Origin of the sequence: Planosporangium flavigriseum, assembly GCF_011947225.1 — a bacterium.
Taxonomy (GTDB): Bacteria; Actinomycetota; Actinomycetes; order Mycobacteriales; family Micromonosporaceae; genus Planosporangium; species Planosporangium flavigriseum.
Genome location: NZ_JAATVW010000027.1, coordinates 19,283 through 45,532, shown reverse-complemented (window position 1 = coordinate 45,532; position 26,250 = coordinate 19,283). Strand labels below are relative to the sequence as shown.

The following is a 26,250-nucleotide window of genomic DNA, read 5'->3' as shown; positions in this document are numbered from 1 at the left end:
AAAGGAAGTAAGAGACTCATGGCAGCCGTTGGCATAGACCTCGGTACGACCAACTCCGTCATCGCCGCTTACATCGACGGCCAACCCCAGGTGATCCCGAACGCCGAGGGAAGCCGGGTGACGCCGTCAGTGGTGGCGTTCACCGAGACCGGTGAACGCCTCGTGGGACAGATGGCCAGGCGCCAGGCAGTGCTGAACCCCAAGGGCACGATCTACTCGGCGAAGCGGTTCATCGGCCGCAAGTACGAGGAGGTCAGCGAAGAGGCGAAGACCGTGTCCTTCGACGTCGTACCGGGGCCGGACGGCGCGGTGCGATTCAGGGTGCACGGCAAGCTGATCTCCCCGGAGGAGGTCTCCGCCGCGATCCTGCGCAAGCTGGCCGACGACGCCGGCAAGCAGCTCGGCGAGCGGGTCACCGAAGCGGTGATCACTGTGCCCGCGTACTTCAACGACGCGCAGCGCCAGGCCACCAAGGACGCCGGGCGCATCGCTGGGCTCAACGTCCTGCGGATCATCAACGAGCCGACCTCGGCCGCCCTCGCGTACGGGCTCGACAAGCGTGAGCACGAGACGGTCCTGGTGTACGACTTCGGTGGCGGCACCTTCGACGTGAGCATCCTCGACGTCGGCGACGGCGTGATCGAGGTACGGGCCACCGCCGGCGACAGCCACCTCGGCGGCGACGACTTCGACCGCCGGCTGGTCGACTTCATCGCCGACCAGTTCAAGCGGGACACCGGAATCGACCTGCGCCAGGACCCGCAGGCCCTGCAGCGACTGCTCGAGGCCGCGGAGCGGGCGAAGGTCGAGCTCTCCTCGGTGACCCAGACGCAGGTCAACCTGCCGTTCATCACCGCGGACGCGACCGGCCCCAAGCATCTGACGATGACCATCACCCGGGCCCAGTTCGAAGAGCTCACCAGAGACCTGGTGGAGCGCACCCACGGGCCGGTGCAGCAGGCGATGCAGGACGCCCGGGTCACCGCCGACGACATCGACGAGGTCATCCTGGTGGGCGGCACCACCCGGATGCCCGCGGTGCAGGCCCTGGTCAAGCGGCTCACCCGCGGCAAAGAGCCGAACATGTCGGTCAACCCCGACGAGGTGGTGGCGATCGGCGCGGCGATCCAGGCCGCCGTGCTCAAGGGCGACATCAAGGACGTCGTACTGCTCGACGTGACGCCGCTGTCGCTGGGCCTGGAGACCCTGGGTGGGCTGATGACCCGGCTCATCGAGCGCAACACCACGATCCCCACCCGTCGGGCGGAGACGTTCTCCACCGCCGAGGACAACCAGCCGGCCGTCGATGTCGTCGTGCTGCAGGGCGAGCGGGAACGGGCCGCCGACAACCGGGTCCTGGGCCGGATGCGACTGGAGAACATCCGGCCGGCGCCGCGCGGCGGACCGCAGATCGAGGTGACGTTCGACGTCGACGCGAACGGCATCCTCAACGTGCACGCCCGCGACCGGGACACCGGCGCCGAACAGAACATCACGATCACCGAGAGCGGCACCCTGCCCGAGGCCGAGGTGCAGCGGATGGTCTCCGAGGCCGAGCAGAACCGGGCCGAGGACGCGCGCGCACGCGAGCAGATCGACGCCCGCAACGAACTCGACAGCGCCGCCTACCAGGTGGAACGCGTACTGCGCGACGCCGGCGACCGGGCGCCGGAGCACGAGGCGGCCCGCGCGCGGATGCTCATCGACGAGGCCCGCCAGGCGGTCAAGGAGAATGCGCCGCTCGACCGGCTGCGCCAGCTGACCTCCGACCTGCAGCAGATCTACCAGTCGCTGAGTTCCGCCGTGGCGGCGGCCGGCGCCCCCGCGGGCGCCGGGGCCGGGCCGGGCGGTCCGGGCGCCGGGGCCGGGCCGGGCGGTCCGGGCGCCGGTGGGCCGGGCGCCGGTGGGCCGGGCGCCGGTGGGCCGGGCGGCCCCGGTGCCGAGGCCGGCGCCCGGGCGGGCGCCCGGGCCGGTGGTGGCGACGAGGTCATCGACGCCGAGTTCACAACGGGTGGATCATGAGTGAGTCACAGCCGAACCCAGCGACACAGCAGCGACAGGATCGGCCGACCGGGCGGCTGGAGCAGACGGCCACGACCACGGCCGAACGCCCCCTCGAGGAGACCGCTCCGGGCACCGAGACAGGACAGGCGGCCGGCACGCCGGCCGCCGCAGAACGGGCCCAGGAGGGGCAGCGACCCGGAAGGATGACCCCTACTGACGAGACGACGACCGCCGAACAGGCCATCGCCCAGATGCGCGACCGCTGGCAGCGGGCCGAGGCCGAGATCGACAACGCCCGGAAGCGGTACGAGCGCCAGCGCGCCGACGACTGGCGGGCGGAGCGGGCCCGGGTGGCTGCCGAGTGGCTGCCCGTGCTCGACAACCTCGAACTCGCGTTGGGGCACGCCGCGGCCGATCCACAGGCCATCGCGCAGGGCGTGGAAGCGATCCGCCAGCAGGCCGTGGACGTGCTGCGCCGGCTCGGCTTCAACCGACTCGACGAGGTGGGGGTCCCGTTCGACCCGAGCCGGCACGAGGCGGTCCGGGTCGTGGACGCCCGCGACGCGGTGCCGGGGACCGTCGTCGAAGTGATCCGGCCCGGGTACGCGGCGCTCGACGTGCTGCTACGTCCCGCAGTGGTGGCGGTGGCCGGAAAGCAGGAGTGAGATGGCGAGGGACGAGCGGGACTACTACGAGATACTCGGCGTCCCTCGCGACGCCAGCCAGTCCGACATCCAGCGGGCGTACCGCCAGCTTGCCCGCCGTAACCACCCGGATGTGAACAAGAATCCCGGTGCCGAGGAACGGTTCAAGGAGATCACCGAGGCGTACGACGTCCTGTCCGACCCGAGCAAGCGCAAGCGGTACGACCAGTTCGGCCACCAGTGGCGGCAGGTACCGGAGGACTTCGAGACCGCGGGCGCCGGCTTCCGGCAGCGGGCCGGGGCCGGTGCCGGCGGACCGTGGGGCGGCGGGGTGCGGGTCGAGGACTTCACCGAGGGCGGCGGGTTCGACTTCGAGGACCTGTTCGGCAGCTTCTTCGGGGGCCGGGGCGGTCGCGGCGCCGGGTTCGGCGGCGGATTCGGCGGCGGGCGCGGGTACGCCCGCGGCGGGTTCGGCCGCGGGCCGGTGCCCGGCGCGGACAGCGAGGTCGAGTTTCCGCTCACCGTGGAGGAGGCCTACCACGGCGGCCACCACCGCGTCACCCTGCAGACCCCGGAAGGCGACCAGCGCACGCTCGACGTGAACATCCCGGCCGGGGTGACCGACGGGCAGCGCATCCGGCTGGCCGGGCAGGGCAGCCCGGGCACGGACGGCGGCCCGCCCGGCGACCTGTACCTGAACATCCGCATCGCGCCGCACCCGCGGTACCGGGTCGACGGTCGTGACATCGTCTCCACGCTCCCGGTCGCCCCCTGGGAGGCCGCGCTCGGCGCCAAGGTGCCGGTCCAGACGCCCGGCGGCACCGTACAGCTCAACGTGCCGGCCGGTAGCTCCTGTGGACGGCGGCTTCGGCTGCGCGGCCGCGGACTGCCCAATCCGCGCGGACAGCCAGGCGACTTCTACGCCGAGGTACGGATCATGGTGCCCACGAGCCTGTCCCCGGCGGAGCGCGACCTCTTCGAGCAGTTGGCGCGGACGTCGACCTTCAACCCGCGAGAGGGGACCTGATGGTGTACACCATGGTCCGGTCGAGGAGACCGGCCCGGCTGTCGCTGGACGCCTTCGCCGCCGACGCCGACATCCATCCAGAACTGCTGCGCCGCCTGGTGAACCTGGGTCTGCTGGACCCGTACGTGGACGACGCGGGGCAGTTCTGGTTCTCCCCCACCCAGCTCTCCACCCTCGCCCGGGCGCGCCGATTGCATGACGGCCTGGGACTCAACTACGCCGCGCTCGGCGTGGTACTCGACCTGCTCGCTCACATCGACGAGCTGGAGGCGGCGCTGCGGTCGGGCCACCGCCCCTCCCGGAGGTACCCCTCATGGACATGAACAAGCTGACGCAGAAATCCCAGGAGGCGCTGCACGACGCGCAGACCAAGGCGCTGCGCTTCGGACACACCGAGGTCGACGGGGAGCACCTGCTGCTCGCACTGGTCGACCAGCCCGAGGGGCTCATCCCGCGGCTGCTGTCCGCGACCGGGATCGACGTCGAACAGCTCCGCGCCGATCTGGAGCGGGAGCTGGGTCGCCGGCCGAAGGTGACCGGACCGGGCGCCAGCCCCGGGCAGGTGTTCATCACCCAGCGGCTGGCCCGCCTGCTGGACGCGGCCGAGCGGGAGGCGAACCGGCTCAAGGACGAGTACGTCTCGGTGGAGCATCTCCTGCTCGCCCTGCTCGACGAGGGCTCCGCCTCCGCCGCGGGCCGGATCCTGCATGCCCACGGCATGACCAGGGAGCGGTTCCTGTCCGAGCTGACCAGTGTGCGGGGGCACCAGCGGGTCACCTCCGCGATGCCCGAGGTGACGTACGAGGCGCTCGACAAGTACGGCCGCGATCTCGTCGCGGACGCCCGGGCCGGCGCCATGGACCCGGTGATCGGCCGGGACGCCGAGATCCGACGGGTCATCCAGATCCTGTCCCGCAAGACCAAGAACAACCCGGTCCTGATCGGCGACCCCGGCGTCGGCAAGACCGCGATCGTGGAGGGGCTGGCCCAGCGGATCGTCAACAACGACGTACCCGAGGGCCTGCGTGACAAGATCGTATTCGCGCTGGACATGGGCGCGCTGGTGGCCGGAGCCAAGTACCGCGGCGAGTTCGAGGAGCGGCTCAAGGCGGTGATCAGTGAGGTCATCGCGTCGCAGGGGCGGGTACTGCTGTTCGTCGACGAGATGCACACGATCATCGGGGCCGGCGGCGGGGCCGAGGGCGCGATGGACGCCGGCAACATGCTCAAGCCGCCCCTCGCCCGCGGCGAACTGCACATGATCGGCGCGACCACGCTCGACGAGTACCGCAAGCACGTAGAGAAGGACCCCGCGTTCGAACGGCGCATGCAGCCGATCATGGTCGACGAGCCGACCGTGGAGGACACCATCTCCATCCTGCGCGGCCTGCGCGAACGCTTCGAGGTGTACCACGGCGTGCGGATCCAGGACGCCGCGCTCGTCGCGGCCGCCACGCTGTCGCACCGCTACATCACCGACCGCTTCCTGCCGGACAAGGCCATCGACCTCGTCGACGAGGCGTGCGCCAAGCTGCGTACAGAGATCGACTCCCAGCCGGCGGAGCTCGACGAGATCACCCGGCGGGTACGGCGGCTGGAGATCGAGGAGGCGGCGCTGTCCAAAGAGGAGGACCCGGGCAGCAGGGCGCGGCTGGACCAGATCCGCAAGGAACTGGCCGACCTGCGCGCCGAGGCGGACGCCATGCGCGCGCAGTGGGAGGCCGAGCGCAACGCCATCCACAAGATCCAGGCGCTGCGCGAGGAGCTCGAGCGGGTACGCCGGGAAGCCGAGGCGGCTGAGCGCACCTACGACCTCAACCGGGCTGCGGAACTGCGCCACGGCCGGCTCCCGGAGCTGGAACGGAAGCTCCACGCCGAGGAGGAGCGGCTGGAGTCCAAGCAGGGCGGGCATCGCCTGCTGGTCGAGGTGGTCACCGAGGAGGAGATCGCCGAAATCGTCTCGCGCTGGACCCGAATCCCGGTCAGCCGGCTGACCGAGAGCGAACGCGAGAAGCTGCTGCACCTCGACGAGGTCCTGCACCAGCGGGTGATCGGCCAGGAAGAGGCGGTCCAGGCGGTCGCCGACGCGATCATCCGCGCCCGCTCCGGCATCAAGGACCCGCGCCGGCCGATCGGGTCGTTCCTGTTCCTCGGCCCCACCGGCGTCGGCAAGACCGAACTGGCCCGCGCGCTCGCGGAGGCGCTGTTCGACTCCGAGGAGAACATGATCCGCATCGACATGAGCGAGTACCAGGAGCGCCACACGGTCAGCCGCCTGGTCGGCGCGCCGCCGGGGTACGTCGGGTTCGAGGAGGGCGGCCAGCTCACCGAGGCGGTGCGGCGCAAGCCGTACTCGGTCCTCCTGCTCGACGAGGTCGAGAAGGCCCACTCGGACGTCTTCAACATCCTGCTGCAGGTGCTCGACGACGGGCGGCTCACCGACGCCCAGGGCCGCACGGTCGACTTCCGCAACACGGTCATCATCATGACCAGCAACCTCGGGTCGCAGTTCCTGCTGGAGGGTGTCATCGCGGACGGCCACATCACCGACCAGGCGCGCGAGGCCGTGATGATCGAACTGCGGCGGTTCTTCCGGCCCGAGTTCCTCAACCGCCTCGACGAGACCGTGCTGTTCAAACCGCTGAGCCTGCCCGAGATCGAACGGATCGTGGACCTGATGCTCGGCGACCTGCGCAAGCGCCTGGCCGGCCGGGGCCTGCGGCTGGAGGTCACCGAGCCGGCACGTCGGCACATCGCGGCCACCGGCTTCGACCCGGTCTTCGGCGCCCGGCCGCTGCGCCGGTTCCTACAGCGCGAACTGGAGACGCGGATCGGGCGGGCGCTGCTCAAGGGCGAGGTCCGCGCCGGTAGCACGATCGTCGTCGAACTTGACCCTGGGACCGGCGACCTCACCGTCAGCTGGAAGCAGCCCGCCGAAGCCGAGGTGAAGGCGGGCGTCTGAGTCTCCCGAGGCCTCGAAAGGTGGAGCCATGGACAGAAGGCACGTGTGGTTGCTGGCCCTGCGGGGCGCGGCTGCGTTCCTGTTCGGGATCCTGGCCGTGCTGCTGCCGGGGGTCACGCTGGTCGCGCTGGCGATCCTGTTCGGCGCGTACGCGCTCGTCAACGGGGTGCTCACGATGGTGACGGCGTTCCGCCGCCCGCGCGATGCCGCCCGCCGCACCGCGCTGGTGATCGCCGGAGTGCTGAGCATCCTCGCCGGTCTGGTCGCGCTCGTCTGGCCGGGTATCACCGCGCTCGCGCTGGTCGTGCTGTTCGGCGCGTGGGCGGTCGTCACCGGCGCGATGGAGATCTGGGCCGCGACCCGCCTGCCCGGCCAGTGGCTTCCGCTGCTGTTCGGCGTCCTGACGATGATCGCCGGCGTGCTGGTGCTCATGCGGCCCGCGGCCGGCGCCGTCGCGCTCGCGCTGGTGATCGGCGTGTACGCCATCGCGGCCGGTGTGGTCATGCTGCTTGAGTCGTGGCGCGTGCACCGGAGGCTGGCCGGGCCGCGGGGCCGGATGGCACCCGCTGGCGTCTGAGCCTCATCCCCGCGCGGGCGAACCATCCGGCGCAGGTGACGGCGACTCACCCCGCCCGCTTCGACGATCGCCCCATGACGAGCCTGGCGGGTGCCCTGCGGGGTCAGCGCGCTCCCGACTTCTCCCTCCCGTCGGGTCCCGACCGGCACATCACCCTCGCGCAGTTTCACGGCGCGCCGGTCGTCCTTGCGTTCTACCCCGCGGACTGGAGCCCGGTCTGCAGCGACCAGATGGCGCTGTACCAGGCGGTGATGCCGGAGTTCACCCGCTACGGCGCGACCGTACTCGGCATCTCGGTCGACGGGGTGTGGTGCCACCGGGCGTTCGCCGAAGACCGGGGCATCAGCTTCCCGCTCCTGTCCGACTTCGAACCCAAGGGCGAGGTCGCCCGCAGGTACCACTCCTACCGGCTGCCCGACGGCGTCGCCGAGCGCGCGCTGTTCGTCCTGGACCGGGACGGCTACGTGGCCTGGAGCCACATCTATCCCCCCCACACCAACCCGGGCGCTGACGGCATCCTGCACGCGCTCGAAGCCCTCACTCATGAACGGCAGGCGGTGGTCTGAATGACGACCCCATTCCGCGTCACGACCGGCCGGCTCGCAGCGCCGGTCACCGACGACGACCACATCCGGGGCCCGGCGACGGCACCGGTCACGCTCGTCGAGTACGGCGACTACCAGTGCCCGTACTGTGGCATGGCGCACCCGGTAACTCAGGAACTGCTACGGCAGCGGCCGAACGTGGTCCGATTCGTGTACCGCCACTTCCCGTTGACCAACGTCCACCCGTTCGCCGAGGTGGCCGCCGAGACCGCGGAGGCGGCCGGCGCGCGCCAGCGCTTCTGGCAGATGCACGACTGGCTGTTCGAACACCAGGACGAGTTCGACCCGGTCCACCTCGCGGCCGGGGTGGAGGAGGTCGGCCTGCCCGTCGACGAGGTGGTCCAGGAGGTCAACGCCCACGTGTACCTGGACCGCATCCGGCGCGACTTCGTCAGCGGCGCGCGCAGCGGCGTGAACGGCACCCCGACGTTCTTCATCAACGGCCTGCGCCACGAGGGCGGCTACTCGCTGCCGGAGTTGCTGGTCGCCGTGGACCAGGCCGCGACGGTCCCCGCCTGAGCCGCCCGGTGGGGTTTGACCACCGCCCCACCGGGAAGTAACCCCAACCGGTGGAGTGAGCCGGATGGGGCCGAAAGGCGTCCACGGCCGCCACGTTCGACGTCCACGTCACCGCACGCAGGATGGCCTTCACATGATGGTTGTGACCACGGAGTGGGTGCCCGGGTACGAGATTCGCGACGTCCTGGGCGAGGTACACGGCATCACCGCCCGCTCCCGCAACGTCTACAACGAAGGCGTCAAGCTGCTGTCCGGCGGCTCGAACCCGCGGATGGGCACCGCCCTGGGCAGGTGGCGCGATGACGCGATCGCCCAGATGAGCCAGCGGGCGTTCGTACGGGGAGCGAACGCGGTCGTGTGCATGCGCTTCGACCACCGTGACATCAGTGCCATGTGGACCGAGATCTGCGCATACGGAACCGCCGTGTTCGTCGTCCCCACCCCGGTGCGGCGGGCGGTGGCCGGACCGGCCAGCCGAATATCAGCTCGAGGGTGGGCACCGGCGCCGATGCCGACGCCGATACCGACCGACTGAACACGCAACGAAACCCCCTATCGGGGAGGAAGATCGTGACCGGCGGAATGTGGGGCTCCGGCGACGTCGGGTCGGGCCAGTTCGACGACTTCCTCGCACGCTTCCTCGGCAGCGCCGGGCAGGGGGGTCAACAGCCCATGCAGCGGGTGGACATCACCCGGATGATGAGCCAGGAGGCGCGGGAGCTTCTCGCGACCGCCGCGGCGAAGGCCGCCGACCTGGGCAGCTCTGACCTCGACACCGAGCATCTGCTGTGGGCGGCGACCCACCGCGAGCCGCTACGCCAGTTGATATCCCGGGCCGGGGCTGACCCCGACGAGATCGCCCAGGACATCGAGCGGCGGGGCCGCCGGGATTCGCCGCGCAACGTCGTACCCGCGCTGACCCCCGCGGCCAAGCGCGCGCTGCTGCAGGCGCACCAGATCGCGCGCGCCCTCGGCGCGTCCTACCTCGGCCCGGCGCACATCCTGCTGGCGCTGTCGCTCAACCCGGAGTCCGAGGGCGGCCGCATGCTCAACGAGCGGCACGTGAACCCGGAGTCGCTGCAACGAGCGGCGAACGAACGGGCCGCCGCCCCGGCGGCGCAGCCGGCCAACCACGCCACCCCGACGCTCGACCGGTACGGTCGCGACCTCACCGCGCTCGCGCGGGAGGAGAAGATCGACCCGGTCGTGGGCCGCGATCAGGAGCTCGAGCAGATGATCGAGATCCTCGCCCGGCGGACCAAGAACAATCCCGTACTCATCGGCGAGGCCGGGGTCGGCAAGACCGCGGTGGTCGAAGGGCTCGCGCAGCGCATCGTCGACGGCGACGTGCCCCGGACCCTGACCGGCAAGCGGCTGATCCAGCTCGACCTGACCAGCCTGGTGGCCGGCACCCGCTACCGCGGTGACTTCGAGGAGCGCCTGAAGAACGTCATCGGCGAGATCCGCGAGCACTCCGGCGAGCTGATCGTCTTCATCGACGAGGTCCACACGGTCGTCGGCGCGGGCGGCGGCGAAGGGTCGACCGACGCGTCCAACATCCTCAAGCCGCCACTCGCCCGAGGCGAGCTGCACGTCATCGGCGCGACGACGATCGACGAGTACCGCCGGCACATCGAGAAGGACGCCGCCCTGGAGCGGCGCTTCCAGCCGATCCTCGTACCCGAACCCACCGTCGACGACACGATCGAGATCCTGCGCGGGCTGCGGGACCGGTACGAGGCCCACCACGGCGTCCGGTACACCGACGAGGCCCTCGTAGCGGCCGCCGAGCTGTCCGACCGCTACATCGCCGACCGGTTCCTGCCGGACAAGGCGATCGACCTCATCGACCAGGCCGGGGCCCGGGTCCAGCTGCGGGCGCACGTGCCGACCATGGACGTGCGGGAGGCGGAGCTGCGCCTGGAGCAGCTCACCCGGGACAAGGACCAGGCCGTCGCCGACGAGCAGTACGAGCGCGCGAGCGCCCTGCGCGACGAGATGAACCAGCTGCGCCAGGGCATCGACCAGGAGACGCAGGCGCCGGAGGGCCGTGGCGGCGCCGTCCCGGACGTCACACCGGAGGACATCGCCGAAGTCGTCTCCCGCGCTACCGGCATCCCCGCCCAGCAGCTGACCGAAGAGGAGCGGCAGCGGCTGATGGAGCTGGAACAGCGGCTGCACCGCCGGATCGTGGGCCAGGACGAGGCGGTACGCGTCGTCGCCGAGGCGGTGCGCCGGGCCCGCGCCGGCCTAGGCGACCCGAACCGGCCCATCGGCAGCTTCCTGTTCCTTGGCCCGACCGGCGTCGGCAAGACCGAACTCGCCCGCGCGCTGGCCGAGGCGCTGTTCGGCTCCGAGGAGCGGATGATCCGCCTGGACATGAGCGAGTATCAGGAGCGGCACACGGTCAGTCGGCTCGTCGGCGCCCCGCCGGGCTACGTCGGGTACGAGCAGGCCGGTCAGCTCACCGAGACGGTGCGCCGCCGCCCGTACTCGGTGCTGCTGCTCGACGAGATCGAGAAGGCGCACCCGGACGTCTACAACATCCTGCTGCAGATCCTCGACGACGGCCGGCTCACCGACGCCCAAGGTCGCGTGGTCAGCTTCAAGAACACCATCATCATCATGACCAGCAACCTCGGCTCGGACCTCATCACCGCGCAGCGCGGCACGCTCGGCTTCACGCAGGCCGGCGACGAGCAGGCGCCGCTGCGCGACCGCCTCATGCGGATCCTCACCGAACACATGCGCCCGGAGTTCGTCAACCGCATCGACGAGATCGTCGTGTTCCGGCGGCTGGAGTTCGAGCAGGTCCGCCAGATCGCCGACCTGCTGCTCGAGCACACCAGACGACGGCTGCACGCCCAGGGCATCACCGTCGACGTCACCCCGCAGGCCCTCGAGTGGCTGGCCGAGCACGGGTACGAGCCGCAGTTCGGCGCGCGTCCGCTGCGGCGCGTGATCCAGCGCGAGGTCGACAACAAGCTGTCGGAGATGCTGCTCGACGGGCGGCTGAACCCGGGCCAACACGTACGGGTCGACGCCAAGGACGGGCAGCTGCAGTTTACGGTGGAGTCCCAGCAGGACCAGTTCGCCCGCGCGCGCTGACGGCGTCAGTACGGGTTGCCCTGGCCGGGGAGGCGCCCCCGGACCAGCCCGCCGATCCGGCCGGGCATCGAGCCGGCGGCCGACAGCGGCGGGCTGTCGGTACGGGCCCGTGCCGCCATCCCGCCGAAGAGCTCGCGCAGGGCGCTCACCGCATCCACCGACGGTCGCCAGCCGAGCTCCCGGAGGGCGTGCTCGTACGACATCAGCGGCGCCTTGAGCGCCAGCTCCACCCAGCCCCGGTCGACCGGCTGCAGGCGGGCCCGCCAGGTCAGGTCGGCACCGACCCGCAGCACCGCCGCGGGTACCGGGACGGTACGGCCGTGGAAGCGCGATGCGACCAGCTCCGGCGTGAGGACGGGGTCGGCGGCGATGTTGAAGGCGCCCCGCGCGTCACCGAACACCGCCCGGGCGTACGCGTCCGCGACGTCGTCGGTGTGCACGGCCTGCAGCCGCAGCCGGTCGTTGCGCGGTACCAGCGGAATCCGGCCGAAGCGCAGCAGCCCGACCGGCGCCAGCGGGCCGAGGAAGTACCGGCTGATCTCGGTGCCGGCGTCGCGCTGGAAGTTCAGGCCGGGCCGTAAGCGCACGACGCGCAGCGCGGGGTGGTCGGCCTCGGCCCGGTCGAGCAGCCGCTCCACCGCGGCCTTATGCCGGCTGTACGAGGACTCGCGCACGCCGGTCGTCGGCCAGGTCTCGTCGACGAAGCGGTCCTTGGGACCAGGGGCGTAGGCGCCCACCGACGACGCGTACACCAGTGCCGGAACCCCGGCGCCGGTCACGGCCTCGATGACGGCGCGGCTGCCGTCGACGTTCGTGCGGTGCAGCACCGCCTCGTCGTGGCTCGGCTGGATCTGCCAGGCCAGGTGCACCACGGCCGCCGCGCCGGCGAAGATCTCACGCAGCCGTACGGGCGCGTCCGGGGCGCCGATGTCCTGAGTTCGCCACTCCACGATGTCGTACGGCGGCCCGGCGTCGGGCGGCGGCGGGCGCCGCACCACGCCGACGAGGTCGAGATCCGACTCGTGGCGCAGTCGGCGCAGCAGCGCCGTTCCCGCATTGCCGCTGGCTCCGACGATCACGATGCGCATGCCGCCGGGTTACCCGGGCGGCAGCGCGCCAACCGCCGCCGGTCCAACCGTCGCTAGGCCGGCCCGCTCAGGGCGTGGTCACGCTCCGGCCGTTCCCGGCTGATGCGGATCCGCTCCTGCCGCATCAGCTCCCGGCGTTCACCGTGCTGACGAAGCCACATCTGCCGATTGAACTCGCACACCACGGAGGCGGTGAGCTGCCTGGTGAGGTGCGCTGGTAGCGCCCTCGCCGCGGCCGCCAGGTCGTCGTACTCGTCGAGCCGCCCCGGCAGCCGGCTGTCGAGGTCGGCGAGGTAGACGATGATCCGCCCGCCACGGGTCTGCGCCACACCGCAGTACGAGTCGGGCTGCCCCTCCCGCCGGGCGGCCGCCGGGCGCGGTTCGAGCAGCCACCGGCCGGTGAAGCTCACCGGCGCCGGCTGTCCGATGTCGATGCTGAGGTCGAACATGAGGTCCGGCGCGAGCCGGCGCAGGCAGTTCTCCGACTCGGCGGCGTCGTCCCAGCTGTCCCGGGCCACGGCGCGGAAGGCGGAGATGACCGCCCGTTCCGCGAGCACCGCCCGTACCGGGATCGGCGCGCCCATGCCGCGGCTCTCCATCGCCACGCGCACCTCGCTGCGCAGCTCCATGAGCGAGACGTAGTTCGCGGCGGCGTCGCGGATCTGCGGCGCGCGCCGTTCTAGCACGGCGAACAGGTTCTCGACCGCGTCCCGCGCCTCGTTGTAGGCCCGGCCGGTGAGGTACGGCAGGCCCAAGCGAGCTCCATGGAGGACGGCCCGCAGCTGATTCCTGTTCACGGGTCGCAACTTCCGCCGAACCGACGGCCTCAAACCTCCATAGCGATCCCCTACTGCGCGCGACCTCCGCCGCCGCCCGCTGCCCGGCACTCGAAAGGGTGACAGCGAGGGCTGCCCTCGCCTCTTACATCTGGCGCGCTTGGGCGAAGTTCGATGTCATATCGGAACCCCCGAGTGAGATGGAGTAACAGGTGCGAACACGTCAACGCGTCAACCGCGCATTAGCCGCCGCGACGCTCGTCGCGGCCGCCGTCGGCGTCGGCGCCGGCGCCTCCCCCGCCGCGGCCCAGAACGGCGGGGCAACCGAGTACACGGTGCTCGCCGCAGACAACGTGAGCGCCGCTGACGCGATTGCGGCCATCGAGCAGGCCGGCGGTCGGGTCGTGGAGCGCAACGACGCCGTGGGCATGTTCCGCGCCGTCGGCCCGGACAGCGGCTTCGTCGATCGCGTGTCCTCGTCGTCGAAGCTGTTCGGCGCCGCGCACGTCACCTCGATCGGCCAGGCGCCGGCGCAGAAGCCGAAGACGCGGACGCCGGACGCGGAGAAGGAGGGGCGCGGCGCCGGCGCGGCCTCCACGGCCGCCACGCAGGCTCGGACCTCCGGCATGGACCCCCTCGACGACAAGCTGTGGGGGCTGCGGATGGTCAAGTCCGACCAGGCCCGCAAGGTGACCGCTGGCGACAAGCGGGTCACGGTCGGCATCCTGGACACCGGGGTGGACGCCAGCAACCCCGACATCGCCGACAACTTCAACTGGAAGCTCTCCCGGAACTTCGCCAAGGACATCCCCGAGGTGGACGGCCCGTGCGAGGTCGAGAAGTGCCTGGACCCGGTGGGCACCGACGACGGCGGGCACGGCACGCACGTCGCCGGGACCGTCGGCGCCGCCGCCAACGGCTTCGGTCTCTCCGGCGTCGCGCCGAACGTCTCCCTGGTGGAGCTCAAGGGCGGCCAGGACTCCGGTTACTTCTTCCTGGAGCCGGTGGTCAACGCCCTGACCTACGCCGGTGACGCCGGGATCGACGTGGTCAACATGTCGTTCTACGTCGACCCGTGGCTGTACAACTGCACCGCCAACCCGGCGGACTCCCCCGGCGCGCAGGCCGAGCAGCGCACCATCATCAGGGCGATGACCCGGGCGCTGACCTACGCCCACAACCGCGGCGTCACCCTGGTCGGGGCCCTGGGCAACAACCACGAGGACCTCGGCAGCCCGCGTACCGACACCAGCAGCCCGGACTACCCGCAGGGCGCGGAGTACTCCCGTCCGATCGACAACGGCAGCTGCCTCGACCTGCCCGTCGAGGGGCCGTACGTGATCGGGGTGTCCGCGCTCGGACCGTCGGGCACCAAGGCCGACTACTCCAACTACGGCACCGAGCAGATCTCGGTGTCGGCACCGGGCGGCTGGTTCCGCGACGGCGTCGGCACCGCCACGTTCCGCACCGACGGCAACATGATCCTCTCCACGTACCCGAAGAAGGTGCTGCAGGAGGAGGGCAGCGTCGACGCGGATGGCAACGTCGTGCCGGCCGCCGCCGGGAGCGTGTTCAAGGAGTGCACCAAGAACGGGCGGTGCGGGTACTACAGCTACCTGCAGGGCACGTCAATGGCCTCACCGCACGCCGCCGGCGTGGCGGCGCTCATCGTGAGCAGGTTCGGCAAGCCGTCCCGGGATGGCAGGACCATCACGATGTCGCCGTCCGCGGTGGAGTCCGTCCTCATCAACACGGCGGCCGAGCGCGCCTGCCCGGAGCCGCGACTGCGCAGCTACCTGCCGGAGGGGCGCTCGACCGAGTTCGACGCGTACTGCTCCGGTGACGAGGAGTTCAACGGCTTCTACGGGCACGGCATCGTCGACGCGTACGCCGCGGTGACCGCCGGGCACGTCGAAGACTGACGTCGCACCGAGAGGGGTGGGCCGGCGGACCGGTCCACCCCTCTCGTCATTCGGCACCGCCGACCGCGGCCACCTCGCCCCTGCCGGCTCCCAGCAATCGCGCCATCTCGGCGGCGTTGAGTTGGGCGTTGGCACCGGCACAGTTGTTGAACAGCACGTGCGTCTGGTCGACCGCGGCCGCCAGGCTGCGCAGGCGGGGCGCCCAGTCGCCCAGTTCGGCGTCGGAGTAGAAGTACCCGAACTTCTCCTGGATGTCGTGGCTTTCCCACCCGTCGCTGTGGCCGTGGAAGCGCACGACGGCGAGGTCGGAGGTCGCCGCCAGCACCGGAGGCACCGACGACCGGTACCCCTGCGGCATGTCGACGGCGACGAACGGCAGGTCGTGCTCGCGCAGGAAACCGAGTGTCTCCGCGGCGTTGTCGCCGGCGAACCACGAGGCGTGCCGGAACTCCACCGCCACCCGCATCGGCTTGCAGCGCTCGGCCACCTCGAGGATGTACTGCTTGTTGGACCTGCTGATGGTGAACCACGGCGGGAACTGAAACAGGATGACGCCGAGCTTGCCCGCGTCGGCGAGCGGGTCAAGCGCCGACAGGAAGCGGCTCCACAGGTCCTCGTACACCTGAGGTGCCAGGTCTTTCGGGTAGATGTTCTTCTTCTCGGTCTCCGGACGCAGGTCCACCGGCAGCGCGGTCGGCTTGGACGGGTGGCCGGTCAGCAGGCTGAACGCCTTGACGTTGAAGGTGAACTCCGCCGGCGTGCGCTGCGCCCACAGCCGGGCGGTCTGCTCGGCCGGCGGCGCATAGTACGTGGCGTCCACCTCCACGATCGGAAACTGGCGCGCGTAGTGCGCCAGCCGCTTCTCGGCGGTGTTCGCCGTGCTCGGGTACCACCCCGAGGCCAGCAGCGTCTTGTCGGTCCACGACGCGGTGCCGATCCGGATCTCGCCCACGTGCTCCAGTCCACCTCGCACCGCGTACGCCGGCAACCCACGGCGCTCGATCGCGCGGCCGGACCAGGACCACATTTGTTGCTTTGCGGAATGTTGCTTAAGCAAGTATAGTGGGGCCCGGCAGCCGGGACGACCGGTGCCGTCAACCGTCAGGAGGGCTCCCATGCCTGCCGTCACCGTCGAAGACATCCTGGTACTGCCCCGCGTGCCGGCGGCCGACCCGGCCACGGCGCGCCCACGCCCCGTCGTCTCCGTGACCACCGCACCGCGCGGCTTCGAAGGTGAGGGCTTCCCGGTGCGGCGCGCGTTCGCCGGGGTCGACCTCCGAGCGCTCGACCCCTTCATCCACATGGACCAGATGGGCGAGGTTGAATATCAGCCCGGAGAGCCGAAGGGGACCCCGTGGCACCCCCACCGGGGATTCGAGACCGTCACGTACATGATCGACGGCGAGATGGCCCACCAGGACTCGAACGGTGGCGGTGGCCTGATCACCAACGGGGACACGCAGTGGATGACAGCGGGCAGCGGCCTGCTCCACATCGAGACGCCGCCCGAGCACCTGGTGATGAGCGGCGGCCTGTTCCACGGCTTCCAGCTGTGGGTCAACCTGCCGAAGGCGCTCAAGTTCGCGCCCCCGCGCTACCAGGACATCCGTGCCTCCAGCGTCGCGCTGCTCTCATCGGCGGACGGCGGCGCGCTGCTGCGGGTCATCGCCGGCGAGGTCGCCGGGCACGCCGGCCCCGGCTCCACGCACACCCCGATCACGCTGGTGCACGCGACCGTGAACGCGGGCGCCTCGGTGACCCTGCCCTGGCGCACCGACTTCAACGCCCTCGCGTACGTGCTCGGTGGGCGCGGCACGGTCGGCGCGAAAGGGCGCCCCATCGAGGCCGGCCAGCTCGCCGTCTTCGGCGACGGCGACACGGTGACCGTGGCCGCCGGCGCGAGCCAGGACAGCCGCAGCCCCGCCCTGGATGTGCTGTTCCTGGGCGGCCTGCCGATCCGCGAGCCGGTCGTCATGTACGGCCCGTTCGTCATGAACACCAAGGCCGAGCTGGTCCAGGCCTTCGAGGACTACCAGAAGGGCCGCCTGGGCACCATCCCCGCCGCCCACGCGGGCGTACACGGCGAGACCAGCTGACCGCGGCCGCGCGGGCCCAGTTCGAGTCCGCGCGGCTCATCCCTTGCCGCCCCGGTCGTCGCTCCGCTGGCTGATGTCCGTCTGCGGCTCGCCACCCACGCACCGGACCGTCAGAAACACCTTCACGTCGTCGTCGGACTCGAACTTGACGCTGGCCTGGGATCCCGGTCCGCGCGCCACATGGTCGACGCGGAACCCTTGGGCCGGACTCCACGAGACGAGGTAGACCTGCCCGCCCGCGCATCGTGCGACGGCGGAGCCGCCGGGCGACGAGACCAGCTTCTCGGTGCCGACCGGGGCGACTGCCTTCACGGCCGGCGGTGTCGTCGCCGGTGCGGACTCCGGCGCGGTGGCCGGGCCCGATTCGGGCATGGCCGAGGCCGCCGCGGGCGACCGCTGGGCGGAGGCCGCCTCGCGGGCGACGACCTCGGGGGTCAACGGCTGCACCGTACGGGAGGTGAGCCCGTCACCGATCAGCGACAACGCGAGCACGCCGACCCCCACGGCGGCCAACGCCCCCACGATCCAGGCAAGCGCGCTGGCGATCACGCGCCGAAAGAGTCCACTCACCGCACCACCATGGACGAGCCATCGATAACGAGAGGTTAAGACACTTACAAAAAGCCGTCCGCCGATCCGTGACACCCCGGAAGAACCGTACCGTGATCGCGTGGCCCAGTTACTCCTGGTCGAAGATGATGCCGAGATCCGGCGCGCGTTGATCCGCGCGCTCACGGATCTCGGCCATGTCGTGTCCAGCGCGCCGACAGCGATGGCAGGGTTGCAGCACGTCCTTAACGCCCCGGTTGACCTCGTGGTTCTCGACCTCGGCCTGCCCGACGTGGACGGTCGGGAGGCGCTGCGGATGCTGCGGTCGGTGAGCAAGGTGCCGGTCATCGTCGCCACCGCGCGCGACGACGAAGGCGGCATGGTCGACATCCTGAACCGTGGCGCCGACGACTACCTGGTCAAGCCGTTCGGACCGGCTCAACTCGACGCACGGATCCGGGCCGTCCTGCGGCGCTCCGGCCCCGAGGGAGGCGACCCGCCCGCCACGTTGGTCGTGGGCGACCTGCGGGTGGACCCGGCGGCCCGGGAGGCGTCCCTCGCCGGTGTCCCGCTGGAGCTGACCCCGCGCGAGTTCGACCTGCTCGGCTACCTCGCCGCGCGGCCGGGCACGGTGGTCACCAAGCGCGAACTGCTGGCGGAGGTATGGCACCTGCCGTTCGGCGGCGCCGACAAGACCGTCGACGTGCACCTGTCGTGGCTGCGCCGCAAGCTCGGCGAGACCGCCACCCAGCCGCGCTACCTGCACACCCTCCGCGGCGTCGGGGTCAAACTGACGGTACCGCCGGCATGAGGACGCGCATCATCCTGCTGGTCGCGGCGACGACCTCGCTGGTGCTGGTCGCCTTCCTGGTGCCGCTCGCCCTGCTGGTCCGCTCGACCGCCGCCGACCGCGCCGTCAGTAGCGCCATCGTCGAACTCCAGGCGCTCGCCCCCCTGGTGTCCACGGTTGACAGCAGGACCCTCGAACTCGCCGTCACCCGTACCAACGCCGCCAACCCGCACCGGCTGACGGTGTTCCTGCCCGACGGCACCGTAATCGGAGCCGCCGCGCCGCGCTCGGACGCGGTGACGCTCGCCTCGACCGGGCGCAGCCTCACTGCGGAGGCCACCGGTGGCCGCGAGGTCCTGGTGGCCGTCTCCGGGCTCAGCGACGGCACGGCGGTGATCCGTACCTTCGTCTCCGACGCCGAACTACAGCGCGGCGTCGGGCGCGCCTGGCTCGTCCTCTGTGTGCTGGGGCTAGGCCTGCTGATCGTCAGCGTCGCGGTCGCGCACCAACTGGCCCGCAACCTCACCCGGCCGTTGACCGCGGTCGCCGAGGTCTCCCACCGCATCGCACAGGGCGACCTCGCCGCCCGCGCCGAACTCAGTGGTCCGCCCGAGGTACACCAGGTCAGCGCCGGGCTCAACCTTCTTGCCGGGCGGATCGACGAGCTGCTGGCGAGAGAGCGCGAGAACGTCGTCGACCTGTCCCACCGGCTGCGCACTCCGCTGACCGCGCTCCGGATCGACGCGGAGTCGCTGCGCGACCCGGACGACCGCGAGCGCATCACCGCCGATCTCGACGCCGTCCAGCGTACGGTCGACGCGATCATCCGGACGGCCCGCCGGCCGGTCCGCCACGACATCGTGGCCACCTGCTCGGCCCGGGAGGTGGTCGCCGAGCGGGTGGCGTTCTGGTCGGCCCTGGCCGCCGACGAGCAGCGGCCGGTCGAGATTGACCTTCCCCCGGACCCCCTGCCGGTACGGGCTGGCGCGGACGACCTCGCGGCCTGCCTGGACGCGCTGCTGGGCAACGTCTTCGCGCACACGCCCGAAGGCTGCGGGATGTGGATCTACCTCGCGCCGGGACAGCACGGCGGGGCCGAGCTCGTCGTCGCCGACAACGGGCCGGGCCTACAGGGTCCGCTGGCCCTGCAGCGTGGGCACAGCGGCAGCGGCTCGACCGGTCTCGGCCTGGACATCGTGCGCCGGGTGGCAGCTGCGTCCGGCGGTTCGCTGGCCCTCGGTCAGACGCCGGGTGGCGGCGCGACCGTCACCGTCGAGTTCGGTCCGCCGCCACCCGGTACGCCCTAGCCATCAGCGACCGCTGCGCTGGCCGCCCTTGTCGTCGCCCGCACGCTGGCCGCCCTTGTCGTCGCCCGCGTCGTGACCGGCGGGATCGTCCGACCCGCCGGCCCGCCGGCCGCCCTTGTCGTCGCCCGCACGCTGGCCGCCCTTGTCGTCGCCCGCGTCGTGACCGGCGGGATCGTCCGACCCGCCGGCCCGCCGGCCGCCCTTGTCGTCGTTCACGTCATGGCCGGCCGGGTCGTCGGCGCCGTTCCCGCCGCGCAGGCCACCCTTGTCGTCCGCGGTCGAGGCGGCCGGAGACGGCGTACCGCCCCGGGACGGGTTGTCTTCGGCGGCGAGCGCCACCCCGCCGACGACGGCCAGGCCGACGACGATGGCTACCGAGATGCCCGCGAGACGGAGTCGAGTACGCATGTTCTCTCCCTGAAGGTGAGGTCTCTGTGCTGTGGGCTAGAGACTCACCCGCGGGGTGATAGCGCGTACCTGTGCCAAGGCCAACGTTGGGTTAAAGCGATGGCCCCGGCACCGGCTCCGGCGGGCGGTCGGGGAAAGCTCGATCAATCGGGGGGACCGCTCGACGGCCGGCCCGCCGAGTCGCGCGGCGCCTGCGCGCGGGGGTCGTCGCCGTACCGCGCCTCCGCCGCCTCGTACCCTTCGTCCAGAGTCTCGTCGTCCAGCGCCGCCGCCGGATTCTCGCCGCGGCAGACCTGCTGCTGGACGGGTGACAGGTGTTTGCGTTCAGCCTTGTTCTCTTCACTCATGTCCGCACAGCCTCCTTCGGCTCAACCGGGAATCCTGCCCCGGTCACCGGAGGGCAAACGCGATCTCGGGCACGCGGCGCCCTGATCCGACGGCGGTACCAGAGCGCCGCGCCGGCCAGCGACCCAACCGCGAGCACGGCCGCGAGCGCCGCCACGGCCGGCTTCAGCGGCGCCGACGACACAAGAGCGTTCGGTCCGGTGCCCGCACCCGCGACGCCCCAGTCGTGCACGTCGGTGACCGGGGCGAGCCCGTTGCGCAGGACGGTCACGGAGATCTTCCACGCGCCCGGCGTCCGGATGTCGTCGGTCGCCAGCATCCACGAGCCGTCCGCGGCCCGGGTCACCGGGCGCACCGTCTGCACCCCGTCCGGTGACCGCAGGACCACCGAGACGCCGCCGATCGGGGCGAGTGCCGGCCGTCGGGTGTCGGCGACGGTGATGGTGACGACATTGCGTCCGGGAAGGTTCGGCCGGACGGTGACCGTGTCGACCAGGTCGGCTACCTGGCCGCTGACCTGCGGCGTGATCTTCACCCCGGCGCTCGCCTCGAAGCGCGGCCCCCGCGCCGGGCCGGCCGACGCGAGCGCACCCGCCAGCCCGAGGGCGACGACCAGCGCGGTCGCCTCGGTGACCAGGCCACGCAACGGCACCGCGCCCTGCCCGCCGCGCAACCGGCGCGCCGTCCGCAGGCCCAGCAGCCCGGCCAGCACCATCGCGGCAATCTTGGCGATCAGCACCAGTCCGTACGGCGTGGTGAGCAGCGCGTCGAGCGTTGCGACCTGGACGCCGGTCAGCAGCAGCCCACTGATGGTCAGGGACACGACCGCGACGACGGCGATCGCCGCGAACGTGCGCAGCAGCGCCGCCACCTGGGCGCCCCGTTCAGGTCCCGACCTCAGGACGGGTACGAGGGCGAGCGCCGCCGCGACGACACTGCCGGCCCACGCGCCCGCGGCGAGGACGTGCACCACCGTCGCGAGGAGGAGTGCGGTGCCGGCCTGGTGGCCGAGCAGCGCGGTACCACCGGCCGCGGCGAGCGCCCCGGCGCAGCCGAGGACGAGCACACCGGGCCTCGGCACCGTTGCCGACCTGAGGGTCGTCCGGGCCCGCAGCACGGCGACGGTCAACGCGAGCAGACCGAGTTCGCGCGCGAGCCACCGGCCGCTGAGCGCTTCGCGGGCAAGCAGCCGACCAACGCCGCCGGCCCCCGCGTACACCTGGGACAGCAGTTGCACCGGGGTGCTGACCAGAGCCAGCGCCCCGCCGGACGCCGCGACGTCGAGCAGCCACCGGCGCAGGTCGGGCGTCCGCGCGGCGAGCAGCAACGCGAGGGTCGCGCCACCGAGGAGCACCGACAGGCCGACCAGCCCGAGTCCGCGCAGTGCGGTCTCCAGCGGCACCGGGCCGCCGGGCCCGGCGGCCCGGGCTGCCGCCGGCACTGTCCGCTGGACGCCGATGACCAGGTTGCCGCTGGTGGTGTGCAGGTCGTCGCTGGACAGCGTGCTCCACATGATGTGGTACATGTTGGCCGGCAGCTTCGGCAGGCCGACGACGACGTCCGCCGCCGCCTCGGTACCGCTTGCGAGGGCCGCGCCGTCGGTCGATTCCTGGCGCAGCGCGACGGAGGTCGGCGTGTAGTGCCGCCCGTCGCCGTCAACGATGTCGACGTGGGTCGCCGAGAGTTCCACCCTCTCGGTGAAGCTGAGCGTCAGCGTCTGCGGGGCGCGGTCGAGGACCGTCCCGTCGCCGGGGGTGCTGCGGGCCAGGTACGCGTGCGCGCTGGCCGCGGTGGGCGTCATCGCCAGGGGCAGGAGCGCTCCGGCGGTGACGGCCGCCAACCAGCCGTAGAAGAAGCGTCGCATGGTCATCGCACCGGTACGTGGGCCAACTTGCCCGACCCGGTCGAGATTTCGATCTTGTCGCCGCGCTTGATCGCGTTGTGGTTGTTGAGGTACAGGATGTAGTAGGTCTGGCCCGGCCGCAGTTCGTGGCCCTGCTTCATGAGCGCCGCCCGCCAGGCCTGCTTGCCGCTCTTCTCGTTCTTGAGCAGCGGCGGGTGCTTGACGTCGTTCTGGAACGCCGACGCGCGCTGGTTGTCGAGGACGGTGTAGCGGATCTCGACGAGGCCGCCGTCGCCGACCAGAGCCGCCTGGGTGATACGCACCCCGAGCTTGCTCTCCAGCCTGCCGTCCTGCGGAACGGCGTAGTTGGGTTTGGCGTCGGCGCTACCCGCGAAGCGCCACCCGACCGCGGCGATGAAGCCGAGGGCGAGCAGCACGATCAAGATCCGGCCAGCCTGTCGCCGGATCACCGTGGACCAGTGGGTCACGAGGGTCATCGGATCTCCTCTTCGGGCGGCGTGGGGGCCGGATCGCCGGCCCCCACGCCGGTCAGGTGGAACGGATCAACGGTTGGAGGTGAAGTTGTCGATCGCGGCGGCGCCGGCGACCGCGCCGGAACCGTTGGCCGCGACCACACCCAGCGCGTCGGTCTCGATCTTGTACGCCGAGGTGTTGCCGGTGGCCGTGCCGACGACGGCACCCTCGACCTTCAGCGTGGCCTTGCCGGAGGTGGCCGATGTCCAGTCGACCCTGACCGTCACGGCCGTGCGCGGAATCGTCGACCAGGCCGAGTACTTCCACCCGGTGCTGGTCTGGACGCCGACCCGTAGCTGGCTGATGTCGGTGGCCGTCGACTGGTACTGGACGGTGAGCACCGACGTGCCGGCCGAGGTACGCGCCTGGAACAGGTCCACGACCGTGCCCTTGGTGGTGTACGTGCCCGCGGCGAACCCGAACTGCGCGTGCAGGTTCGTCTCCGCCGTCGGGCGGGTGTCCGTTACGTACACCGCGGTGCGTCCGGTGACGGTGAGCGCCGGCGAGTTGCTGAACGCCGGCGACGCGGCGACCCGCACCGTGCCGGTGCGCTGCGACCAGGCGTTGGCGTCACCGGCGTTGAAGTTGTTGGCGAAGATCAGCGCCGCCTGGTTGACCGTGACGGTGGTGGTCACCGCCTTGCCCCAGTTGCCGTTGGCGTCCCTGGTCCGCACCGCGATGGTGTGGTCGCCGGTGGCCAGGCCGGTGATCGTGGCCGACAGTCCGGCCGTGGTCGCGCCGGTCGAGGTCACCGTCACCGGCTTGCCCTTGCCCAGACCCGGGTCCGCGTTCTCGAACCACTCGGCCGCCGCGACGGCGCTGACCGCGTCGGTTGCGTTTGCGGTCAGGTCCACGCCGCCCGTGGCGTTGAGAATGCCGGACAGCGCCGACACGACCGGTCCGTTGCGGTCCAGCGTGAACGGCAGTGACACGAGCGGCCCCCAGTTGCCGGCCGCGTCCTGTGCGTGCACCTGGATCTGGTGCGGACCGTCGGCGAGCTGGGTGAACTGGGTGAGCGGGATGAGCCCGTACGTGCTCTCGGTCGCCGCGTTGAACGTGCCGTCGAGGGACTGGAACGCGATCCCGGTGCCGTTGGTTCCGGCCGTGTCGATGAAGCCCTCGACCGCGGCGACGGAGGTGTTGACGCCGGTGCTCGGCGGGGTGACCGGGTCGGTGAAGTCCGCGTTGACCCGCAGGTAACCGGCGTCGGACGGCGAACCGGTCGTACTGCCGGTGACGAGGTCGGGCAGGATCTCGCCCTTGGTCAGGGTCGGCCCGGTACGGTCGACCACCAGGGCGACCTCCGCCATCGGCCCCCACAGTCCCTGCGCGTCCAGGGTGTGCACCGAGACCGTGTGCTTACCCTCGGCGAGCGCGGCCACGGTGGTCGCCGGAATCGTCCCCGTCTCGGCGGTCACCTTCGCGCCGGACTGGGCGAGGGTGAGCTTCGTGCCGGTGCCGTTCGTGGGCGGGGCGTTGGGGTCCCGGTCGATGAAGTACTCGGCGTCCGTGACCGTGCCGCCGACGGCGCTGTCGTCGCCGGTGGCGCTCACAGCCAGGTCACGCTGGCCCGAGGTCGGGTTCGGGGTGACGGCCAGGCCGGTGGTCGCCGCTCCGGTGACCGCGAGGTTCACGGTCGTCGAGTTGACCACGCCCCAGTTGCCGGCGACGTCGTGGGCGCGTACCCACAGCATGTGCCGGCCCTGCGTCAACGTCTGCAGGTACTTCTTGCTGTCGATGGTCGCCGGCACGTCGGAGACGGCGGACGCGGGGGCTGGCGGCAAGGCGAACGGAATGCCCTCACCCGGGGCGACGCTCAGGTCGTCGATGACGACCTCGGCCTTGTCGATGGTGGAGCCGCCGTTGGCATCGTCGGTGAAGGTGGCGGTCACCGTGATGTCCTGCAGCGCCGAGGCCGGGTTCGGCGACGCGGCGACCTTCGTGGCGATCGGCCCGACGTGGTCACCGCTCTCCACGATCGGGTTGGTGTCCAGGTAGGTCATCATCCCGCCGAACGCCTGCTGCGGGCTGCCGCCGGGCGTCGCGGGCACCTTGTCGCCGTTGTTGTTGAGTTGGCCGCCGGGCTCGAACACCATGAACCGGCGCCCGTCCTGGTCCTTGGGCATGGTGACCAGGGCGTCGGCCGTCTTGCCCGGTGCGAGCGGCAGGGTGACCGCGCCCTCCGGGGCGGCGGTGTTCCGCGTGTCCTGCGCGATGACCGACTGGTCGAGGCCGAGCGTCGTCATCGGGTGGGCCAGCAGGCCGGCGTTGACGTAGCGCAGCAGGACCGTCCGGTTGACGTCGGTGGCGACCGGGTCGGTCTCCGGGAACGCCTTGCCGTTGATCAGCCGGTACTTCGGCGCATAGCTGCGCATGTCGAAGGTGAACGGGTCGGCGAGAGTGTTGAGGGCCGGGTCGATCTCCGTCAGCACCATCACCGCCTCGTCGTCGTAGCCGGTGCCGGCGGTGCCGTCCTCCGACGGCCGGCCGCCCGAGTCCGCGGCCTTCACGACCAGCGCGCCGACGAGGCCCATCGCGGCCTGCCGGCCGCCGTCCGGGGTGTGCCCGGCCTCGTACAGGTACGTGCCGGGCCGGCCCGCCGTGAACGTGTACGTCGCCACGGCGCCCGTCGCGACGCCCGTGGTGTCCGGGACGAGCCCGGTCATCGACGGGATCGCCAGCGACAGGTTCTGGCCGGCGAGTTCGTTGTGGACGTTGATGGTGACGTCGTCGCCCTCGTTGACGACGAGCACCGGGCCGGGCGCCGTCACCGCGACGGTCGGATCCGCCGAGCTGGAGAAGCCCCAGATCGGGATCGCCCGGCTCGCGACCGTGGTGGTGCCCGCTCGGGCCCACAGGTCACACACCGCGTTCACGCAGGCGTTCGACTGCAGCGTTCCACTCAGCTTCGGCGCGGGCAGTGCCGGGCGGGCGGCCGGCGGCGTGGGGAACACCACCGGCCGCCCGGCGTGGAAGGCCACCGCTGGCGGTGCGGCATGTGCTTCCACTGTGGCAAGGCGTGGAGTCGTTGCCGGCGCGGCCGCGTAGGCGACCGCACCCGGCCCGGCGAACGCCAGCGTCGTCACGGCGGCGAACGCCGTACCGCGCAGCGCAACTGGAAGAAGATTCATCGTCATGGGTCCCTT

Annotated in this window: 23 protein-coding genes; 14 read left to right on the top strand and 9 right to left on the bottom strand. The window is 71.5% G+C overall.

Annotation, left to right across the window (positions count from 1 at the left end; translation table 11 throughout):
- Positions 1 to 18: 18 nt before the first annotated feature.
- The 10 genes from dnaK to HC028_RS24805 all read left to right on the top strand — a co-directional run bounded on the left by dnaK (position 19) and on the right by HC028_RS24805 (position 11,446).
- Complete coding sequence (gene dnaK, locus HC028_RS24850; protein WP_168079843.1) at positions 19 to 2,022, top strand: molecular chaperone DnaK; 2,004 nt, start codon at positions 19 to 21, stop codon at positions 2,020 to 2,022.
- Positions 2,019 to 2,669 (top strand): nucleotide exchange factor GrpE, encoded by a 651-nt coding sequence (locus HC028_RS24845; protein ID WP_168079842.1) that lies wholly within the window; start codon positions 2,019 to 2,021, stop codon positions 2,667 to 2,669. Before dnaK ends, HC028_RS24845 begins: the two co-directional genes overlap by 4 nt.
- Position 2,670: 1 nt before the next feature.
- Positions 2,671 to 3,675, top strand: coding sequence for a DnaJ C-terminal domain-containing protein (locus HC028_RS24840; protein WP_168079841.1), 1,005 nt, complete (start codon positions 2,671 to 2,673; stop codon positions 3,673 to 3,675).
- Complete coding sequence (locus HC028_RS24835) at positions 3,675 to 3,998, top strand: chaperone modulator CbpM (protein ID WP_168079840.1); 324 nt, start codon at positions 3,675 to 3,677, stop codon at positions 3,996 to 3,998. Before HC028_RS24840 ends, HC028_RS24835 begins: the two co-directional genes overlap by 1 nt.
- Entirely contained in the window at positions 3,989 to 6,637 is a 2,649-nt protein-coding gene (gene clpB / locus HC028_RS24830) for an ATP-dependent chaperone ClpB (protein ID WP_168079839.1), read from the top strand. Before HC028_RS24835 ends, clpB begins: the two co-directional genes overlap by 10 nt.
- A 28-nt stretch (positions 6,638 to 6,665) precedes the next feature.
- Complete coding sequence (locus tag HC028_RS24825; protein ID WP_168079838.1) at positions 6,666 to 7,214, top strand: HdeD family acid-resistance protein; 549 nt, start codon at positions 6,666 to 6,668, stop codon at positions 7,212 to 7,214.
- A 74-nt stretch (positions 7,215 to 7,288) separates the two neighbouring features.
- On the top strand, positions 7,289 to 7,780 hold the full coding sequence (locus tag HC028_RS24820) for a redoxin domain-containing protein (protein ID WP_168079837.1): 492 nt from the start codon (positions 7,289 to 7,291) through the stop codon (positions 7,778 to 7,780).
- Entirely contained in the window at positions 7,781 to 8,338 is a 558-nt protein-coding gene (locus HC028_RS24815; RefSeq protein WP_168079836.1) for a DsbA family protein, read from the top strand. It abuts the gene before it with no gap.
- 133 nt (positions 8,339 to 8,471) lie between these two features.
- A complete protein-coding gene (locus HC028_RS24810; protein WP_168079835.1) occupies positions 8,472 to 8,873 on the top strand; it encodes a YbjQ family protein in 402 nt (133 codons plus the stop codon).
- A 47-nt stretch (positions 8,874 to 8,920) separates the two neighbouring features.
- The gene (locus HC028_RS24805; protein WP_168079849.1) at positions 8,921 to 11,446 is read left to right on the top strand and encodes an ATP-dependent Clp protease ATP-binding subunit; all 2,526 of its coding nucleotides are present in this window, start codon (positions 8,921 to 8,923) and stop codon (positions 11,444 to 11,446) included.
- 5 nt (positions 11,447 to 11,451) lie between these two features.
- On the opposite strand, the gene HC028_RS24800 is transcribed toward HC028_RS24805, so the two are convergent.
- Both HC028_RS24800 and HC028_RS24795 read right to left on the bottom strand, forming a co-directional pair.
- A complete protein-coding gene (locus tag HC028_RS24800) occupies positions 11,452 to 12,534 on the bottom strand; it encodes an NAD-dependent epimerase/dehydratase family protein (RefSeq protein ID WP_168079834.1) in 1,083 nt (360 codons plus the stop codon).
- Between the two features lie 53 nt (positions 12,535 to 12,587).
- Positions 12,588 to 13,289, bottom strand: coding sequence for a hypothetical protein (locus HC028_RS24795; protein ID WP_168079833.1), 702 nt, complete (start codon positions 13,287 to 13,289; stop codon positions 12,588 to 12,590).
- A 233-nt stretch (positions 13,290 to 13,522) separates the two neighbouring features.
- Here HC028_RS24795 and HC028_RS24790 point away from each other — a divergent pair, with 233 nt between their 5' ends.
- Complete coding sequence (locus tag HC028_RS24790) at positions 13,523 to 15,232, top strand: S8 family serine peptidase (RefSeq protein WP_168079832.1); 1,710 nt, start codon at positions 13,523 to 13,525, stop codon at positions 15,230 to 15,232.
- 46 nt (positions 15,233 to 15,278) lie between these two features.
- Here HC028_RS24790 and HC028_RS24785 read toward each other — a convergent pair whose 3' ends face one another.
- Positions 15,279 to 16,184: a DUF72 domain-containing protein gene (locus tag HC028_RS24785; RefSeq protein ID WP_168079831.1), complete on the bottom strand. Its 906-nt coding sequence runs from the start codon at positions 16,182 to 16,184 to the stop codon at positions 15,279 to 15,281.
- A 163-nt stretch (positions 16,185 to 16,347) separates the two neighbouring features.
- On the opposite strand from HC028_RS24785, the gene HC028_RS24780 reads away from it, so the two are divergent.
- Positions 16,348 to 17,328 (top strand): pirin family protein, encoded by a 981-nt coding sequence (locus HC028_RS24780; protein ID WP_168079830.1) that lies wholly within the window; start codon positions 16,348 to 16,350, stop codon positions 17,326 to 17,328.
- A gap of 36 nt (positions 17,329 to 17,364) precedes the next feature.
- Here HC028_RS24780 and HC028_RS24775 read toward each other — a convergent pair whose 3' ends face one another.
- Positions 17,365 to 17,898, bottom strand: coding sequence for a superantigen-like protein SSL4 (locus tag HC028_RS24775; protein ID WP_168079829.1), 534 nt, complete (start codon positions 17,896 to 17,898; stop codon positions 17,365 to 17,367).
- A 100-nt stretch (positions 17,899 to 17,998) separates the two neighbouring features.
- Between HC028_RS24775 and HC028_RS24770 the strand changes: the two genes are divergently transcribed.
- Positions 17,999 to 18,688 (top strand): response regulator transcription factor, encoded by a 690-nt coding sequence (locus HC028_RS24770; RefSeq protein WP_168079828.1) that lies wholly within the window; start codon positions 17,999 to 18,001, stop codon positions 18,686 to 18,688.
- On the top strand, positions 18,685 to 19,974 hold the full coding sequence (locus HC028_RS24765) for a sensor histidine kinase (RefSeq protein WP_168079827.1): 1,290 nt from the start codon (positions 18,685 to 18,687) through the stop codon (positions 19,972 to 19,974). The genes HC028_RS24770 and HC028_RS24765 overlap by 4 nt, the downstream gene beginning before the upstream one ends.
- 3 nt (positions 19,975 to 19,977) lie before the next feature.
- Here the strand turns inward: HC028_RS24765 and HC028_RS24760 are convergent, their stop codons facing one another.
- The 5 genes from HC028_RS24760 to HC028_RS24740 all read right to left on the bottom strand — a co-directional run bounded on the left by HC028_RS24760 (position 19,978) and on the right by HC028_RS24740 (position 26,235).
- Entirely contained in the window at positions 19,978 to 20,382 is a 405-nt protein-coding gene (locus HC028_RS24760; protein WP_168079826.1) for a hypothetical protein, read from the bottom strand.
- Between the two features lie 143 nt (positions 20,383 to 20,525).
- On the bottom strand, positions 20,526 to 20,729 hold the full coding sequence (locus HC028_RS24755; RefSeq protein ID WP_168079809.1) for a hypothetical protein: 204 nt from the start codon (positions 20,727 to 20,729) through the stop codon (positions 20,526 to 20,528).
- A complete protein-coding gene (locus HC028_RS24750) occupies positions 20,726 to 22,597 on the bottom strand; it encodes a copper resistance CopC/CopD family protein (RefSeq protein ID WP_168079825.1) in 1,872 nt (623 codons plus the stop codon). The genes HC028_RS24755 and HC028_RS24750 overlap by 4 nt, the downstream gene beginning before the upstream one ends.
- The gene (locus tag HC028_RS24745) at positions 22,594 to 23,067 is read right to left on the bottom strand and encodes a hypothetical protein (protein ID WP_168079824.1); all 474 of its coding nucleotides are present in this window, start codon (positions 23,065 to 23,067) and stop codon (positions 22,594 to 22,596) included. The genes HC028_RS24750 and HC028_RS24745 overlap by 4 nt, the downstream gene beginning before the upstream one ends.
- Positions 23,068 to 23,133: 66 nt before the next feature.
- Complete coding sequence (locus HC028_RS24740) at positions 23,134 to 26,235, bottom strand: multicopper oxidase domain-containing protein (protein ID WP_168079823.1); 3,102 nt, start codon at positions 26,233 to 26,235, stop codon at positions 23,134 to 23,136.
- Positions 26,236 to 26,250: the final 15 nt, after the last annotated feature.

What these genes read in the sequence shown, in the direction of transcription:
- dnaK (WP_168079843.1), top strand. Translation starts at nt 19, where the DNA reads ATGGCAGCCGTTGGCATAGACCTCGGTACGACCAACTCCGTCATCGCC.
- HC028_RS24845 (WP_168079842.1), top strand. Translation starts at nt 2,019, where the DNA reads ATGAGTGAGTCACAGCCGAACCCAGCGACACAGCAGCGACAGGATCGG.
- HC028_RS24840 (WP_168079841.1), top strand. Translation starts at nt 2,671, where the DNA reads ATGGCGAGGGACGAGCGGGACTACTACGAGATACTCGGCGTCCCTCGC.
- HC028_RS24835 (WP_168079840.1), top strand. Translation starts at nt 3,675, where the DNA reads ATGGTGTACACCATGGTCCGGTCGAGGAGACCGGCCCGGCTGTCGCTG.
- clpB (WP_168079839.1), top strand. Translation starts at nt 3,989, where the DNA reads ATGGACATGAACAAGCTGACGCAGAAATCCCAGGAGGCGCTGCACGAC.
- HC028_RS24825 (WP_168079838.1), top strand. Translation starts at nt 6,666, where the DNA reads ATGGACAGAAGGCACGTGTGGTTGCTGGCCCTGCGGGGCGCGGCTGCG.
- HC028_RS24820 (WP_168079837.1), top strand. Translation starts at nt 7,289, where the DNA reads ATGACGAGCCTGGCGGGTGCCCTGCGGGGTCAGCGCGCTCCCGACTTC.
- HC028_RS24815 (WP_168079836.1), top strand. Translation starts at nt 7,781, where the DNA reads ATGACGACCCCATTCCGCGTCACGACCGGCCGGCTCGCAGCGCCGGTC.
- HC028_RS24810 (WP_168079835.1), top strand. Translation starts at nt 8,472, where the DNA reads ATGATGGTTGTGACCACGGAGTGGGTGCCCGGGTACGAGATTCGCGAC.
- HC028_RS24805 (WP_168079849.1), top strand. Translation starts at nt 8,921, where the DNA reads ATGTGGGGCTCCGGCGACGTCGGGTCGGGCCAGTTCGACGACTTCCTC.
- HC028_RS24800 (WP_168079834.1), bottom strand. Translation starts at nt 12,534, where the DNA reads ATGCGCATCGTGATCGTCGGAGCCAGCGGCAATGCGGGAACGGCGCTG.
- HC028_RS24780 (WP_168079830.1), top strand. Translation starts at nt 16,348, where the DNA reads ATGCCTGCCGTCACCGTCGAAGACATCCTGGTACTGCCCCGCGTGCCG.
- HC028_RS24765 (WP_168079827.1), top strand. Translation starts at nt 18,685, where the DNA reads ATGAGGACGCGCATCATCCTGCTGGTCGCGGCGACGACCTCGCTGGTG.
- HC028_RS24760 (WP_168079826.1), bottom strand. Translation starts at nt 20,382, where the DNA reads ATGCGTACTCGACTCCGTCTCGCGGGCATCTCGGTAGCCATCGTCGTC.
- HC028_RS24755 (WP_168079809.1), bottom strand. Translation starts at nt 20,729, where the DNA reads ATGAGTGAAGAGAACAAGGCTGAACGCAAACACCTGTCACCCGTCCAG.
- HC028_RS24750 (WP_168079825.1), bottom strand. Translation starts at nt 22,597, where the DNA reads ATGACCATGCGACGCTTCTTCTACGGCTGGTTGGCGGCCGTCACCGCC.
- HC028_RS24745 (WP_168079824.1), bottom strand. Translation starts at nt 23,067, where the DNA reads ATGACCCTCGTGACCCACTGGTCCACGGTGATCCGGCGACAGGCTGGC.
- HC028_RS24740 (WP_168079823.1), bottom strand. Translation starts at nt 26,235, where the DNA reads ATGAATCTTCTTCCAGTTGCGCTGCGCGGTACGGCGTTCGCCGCCGTG.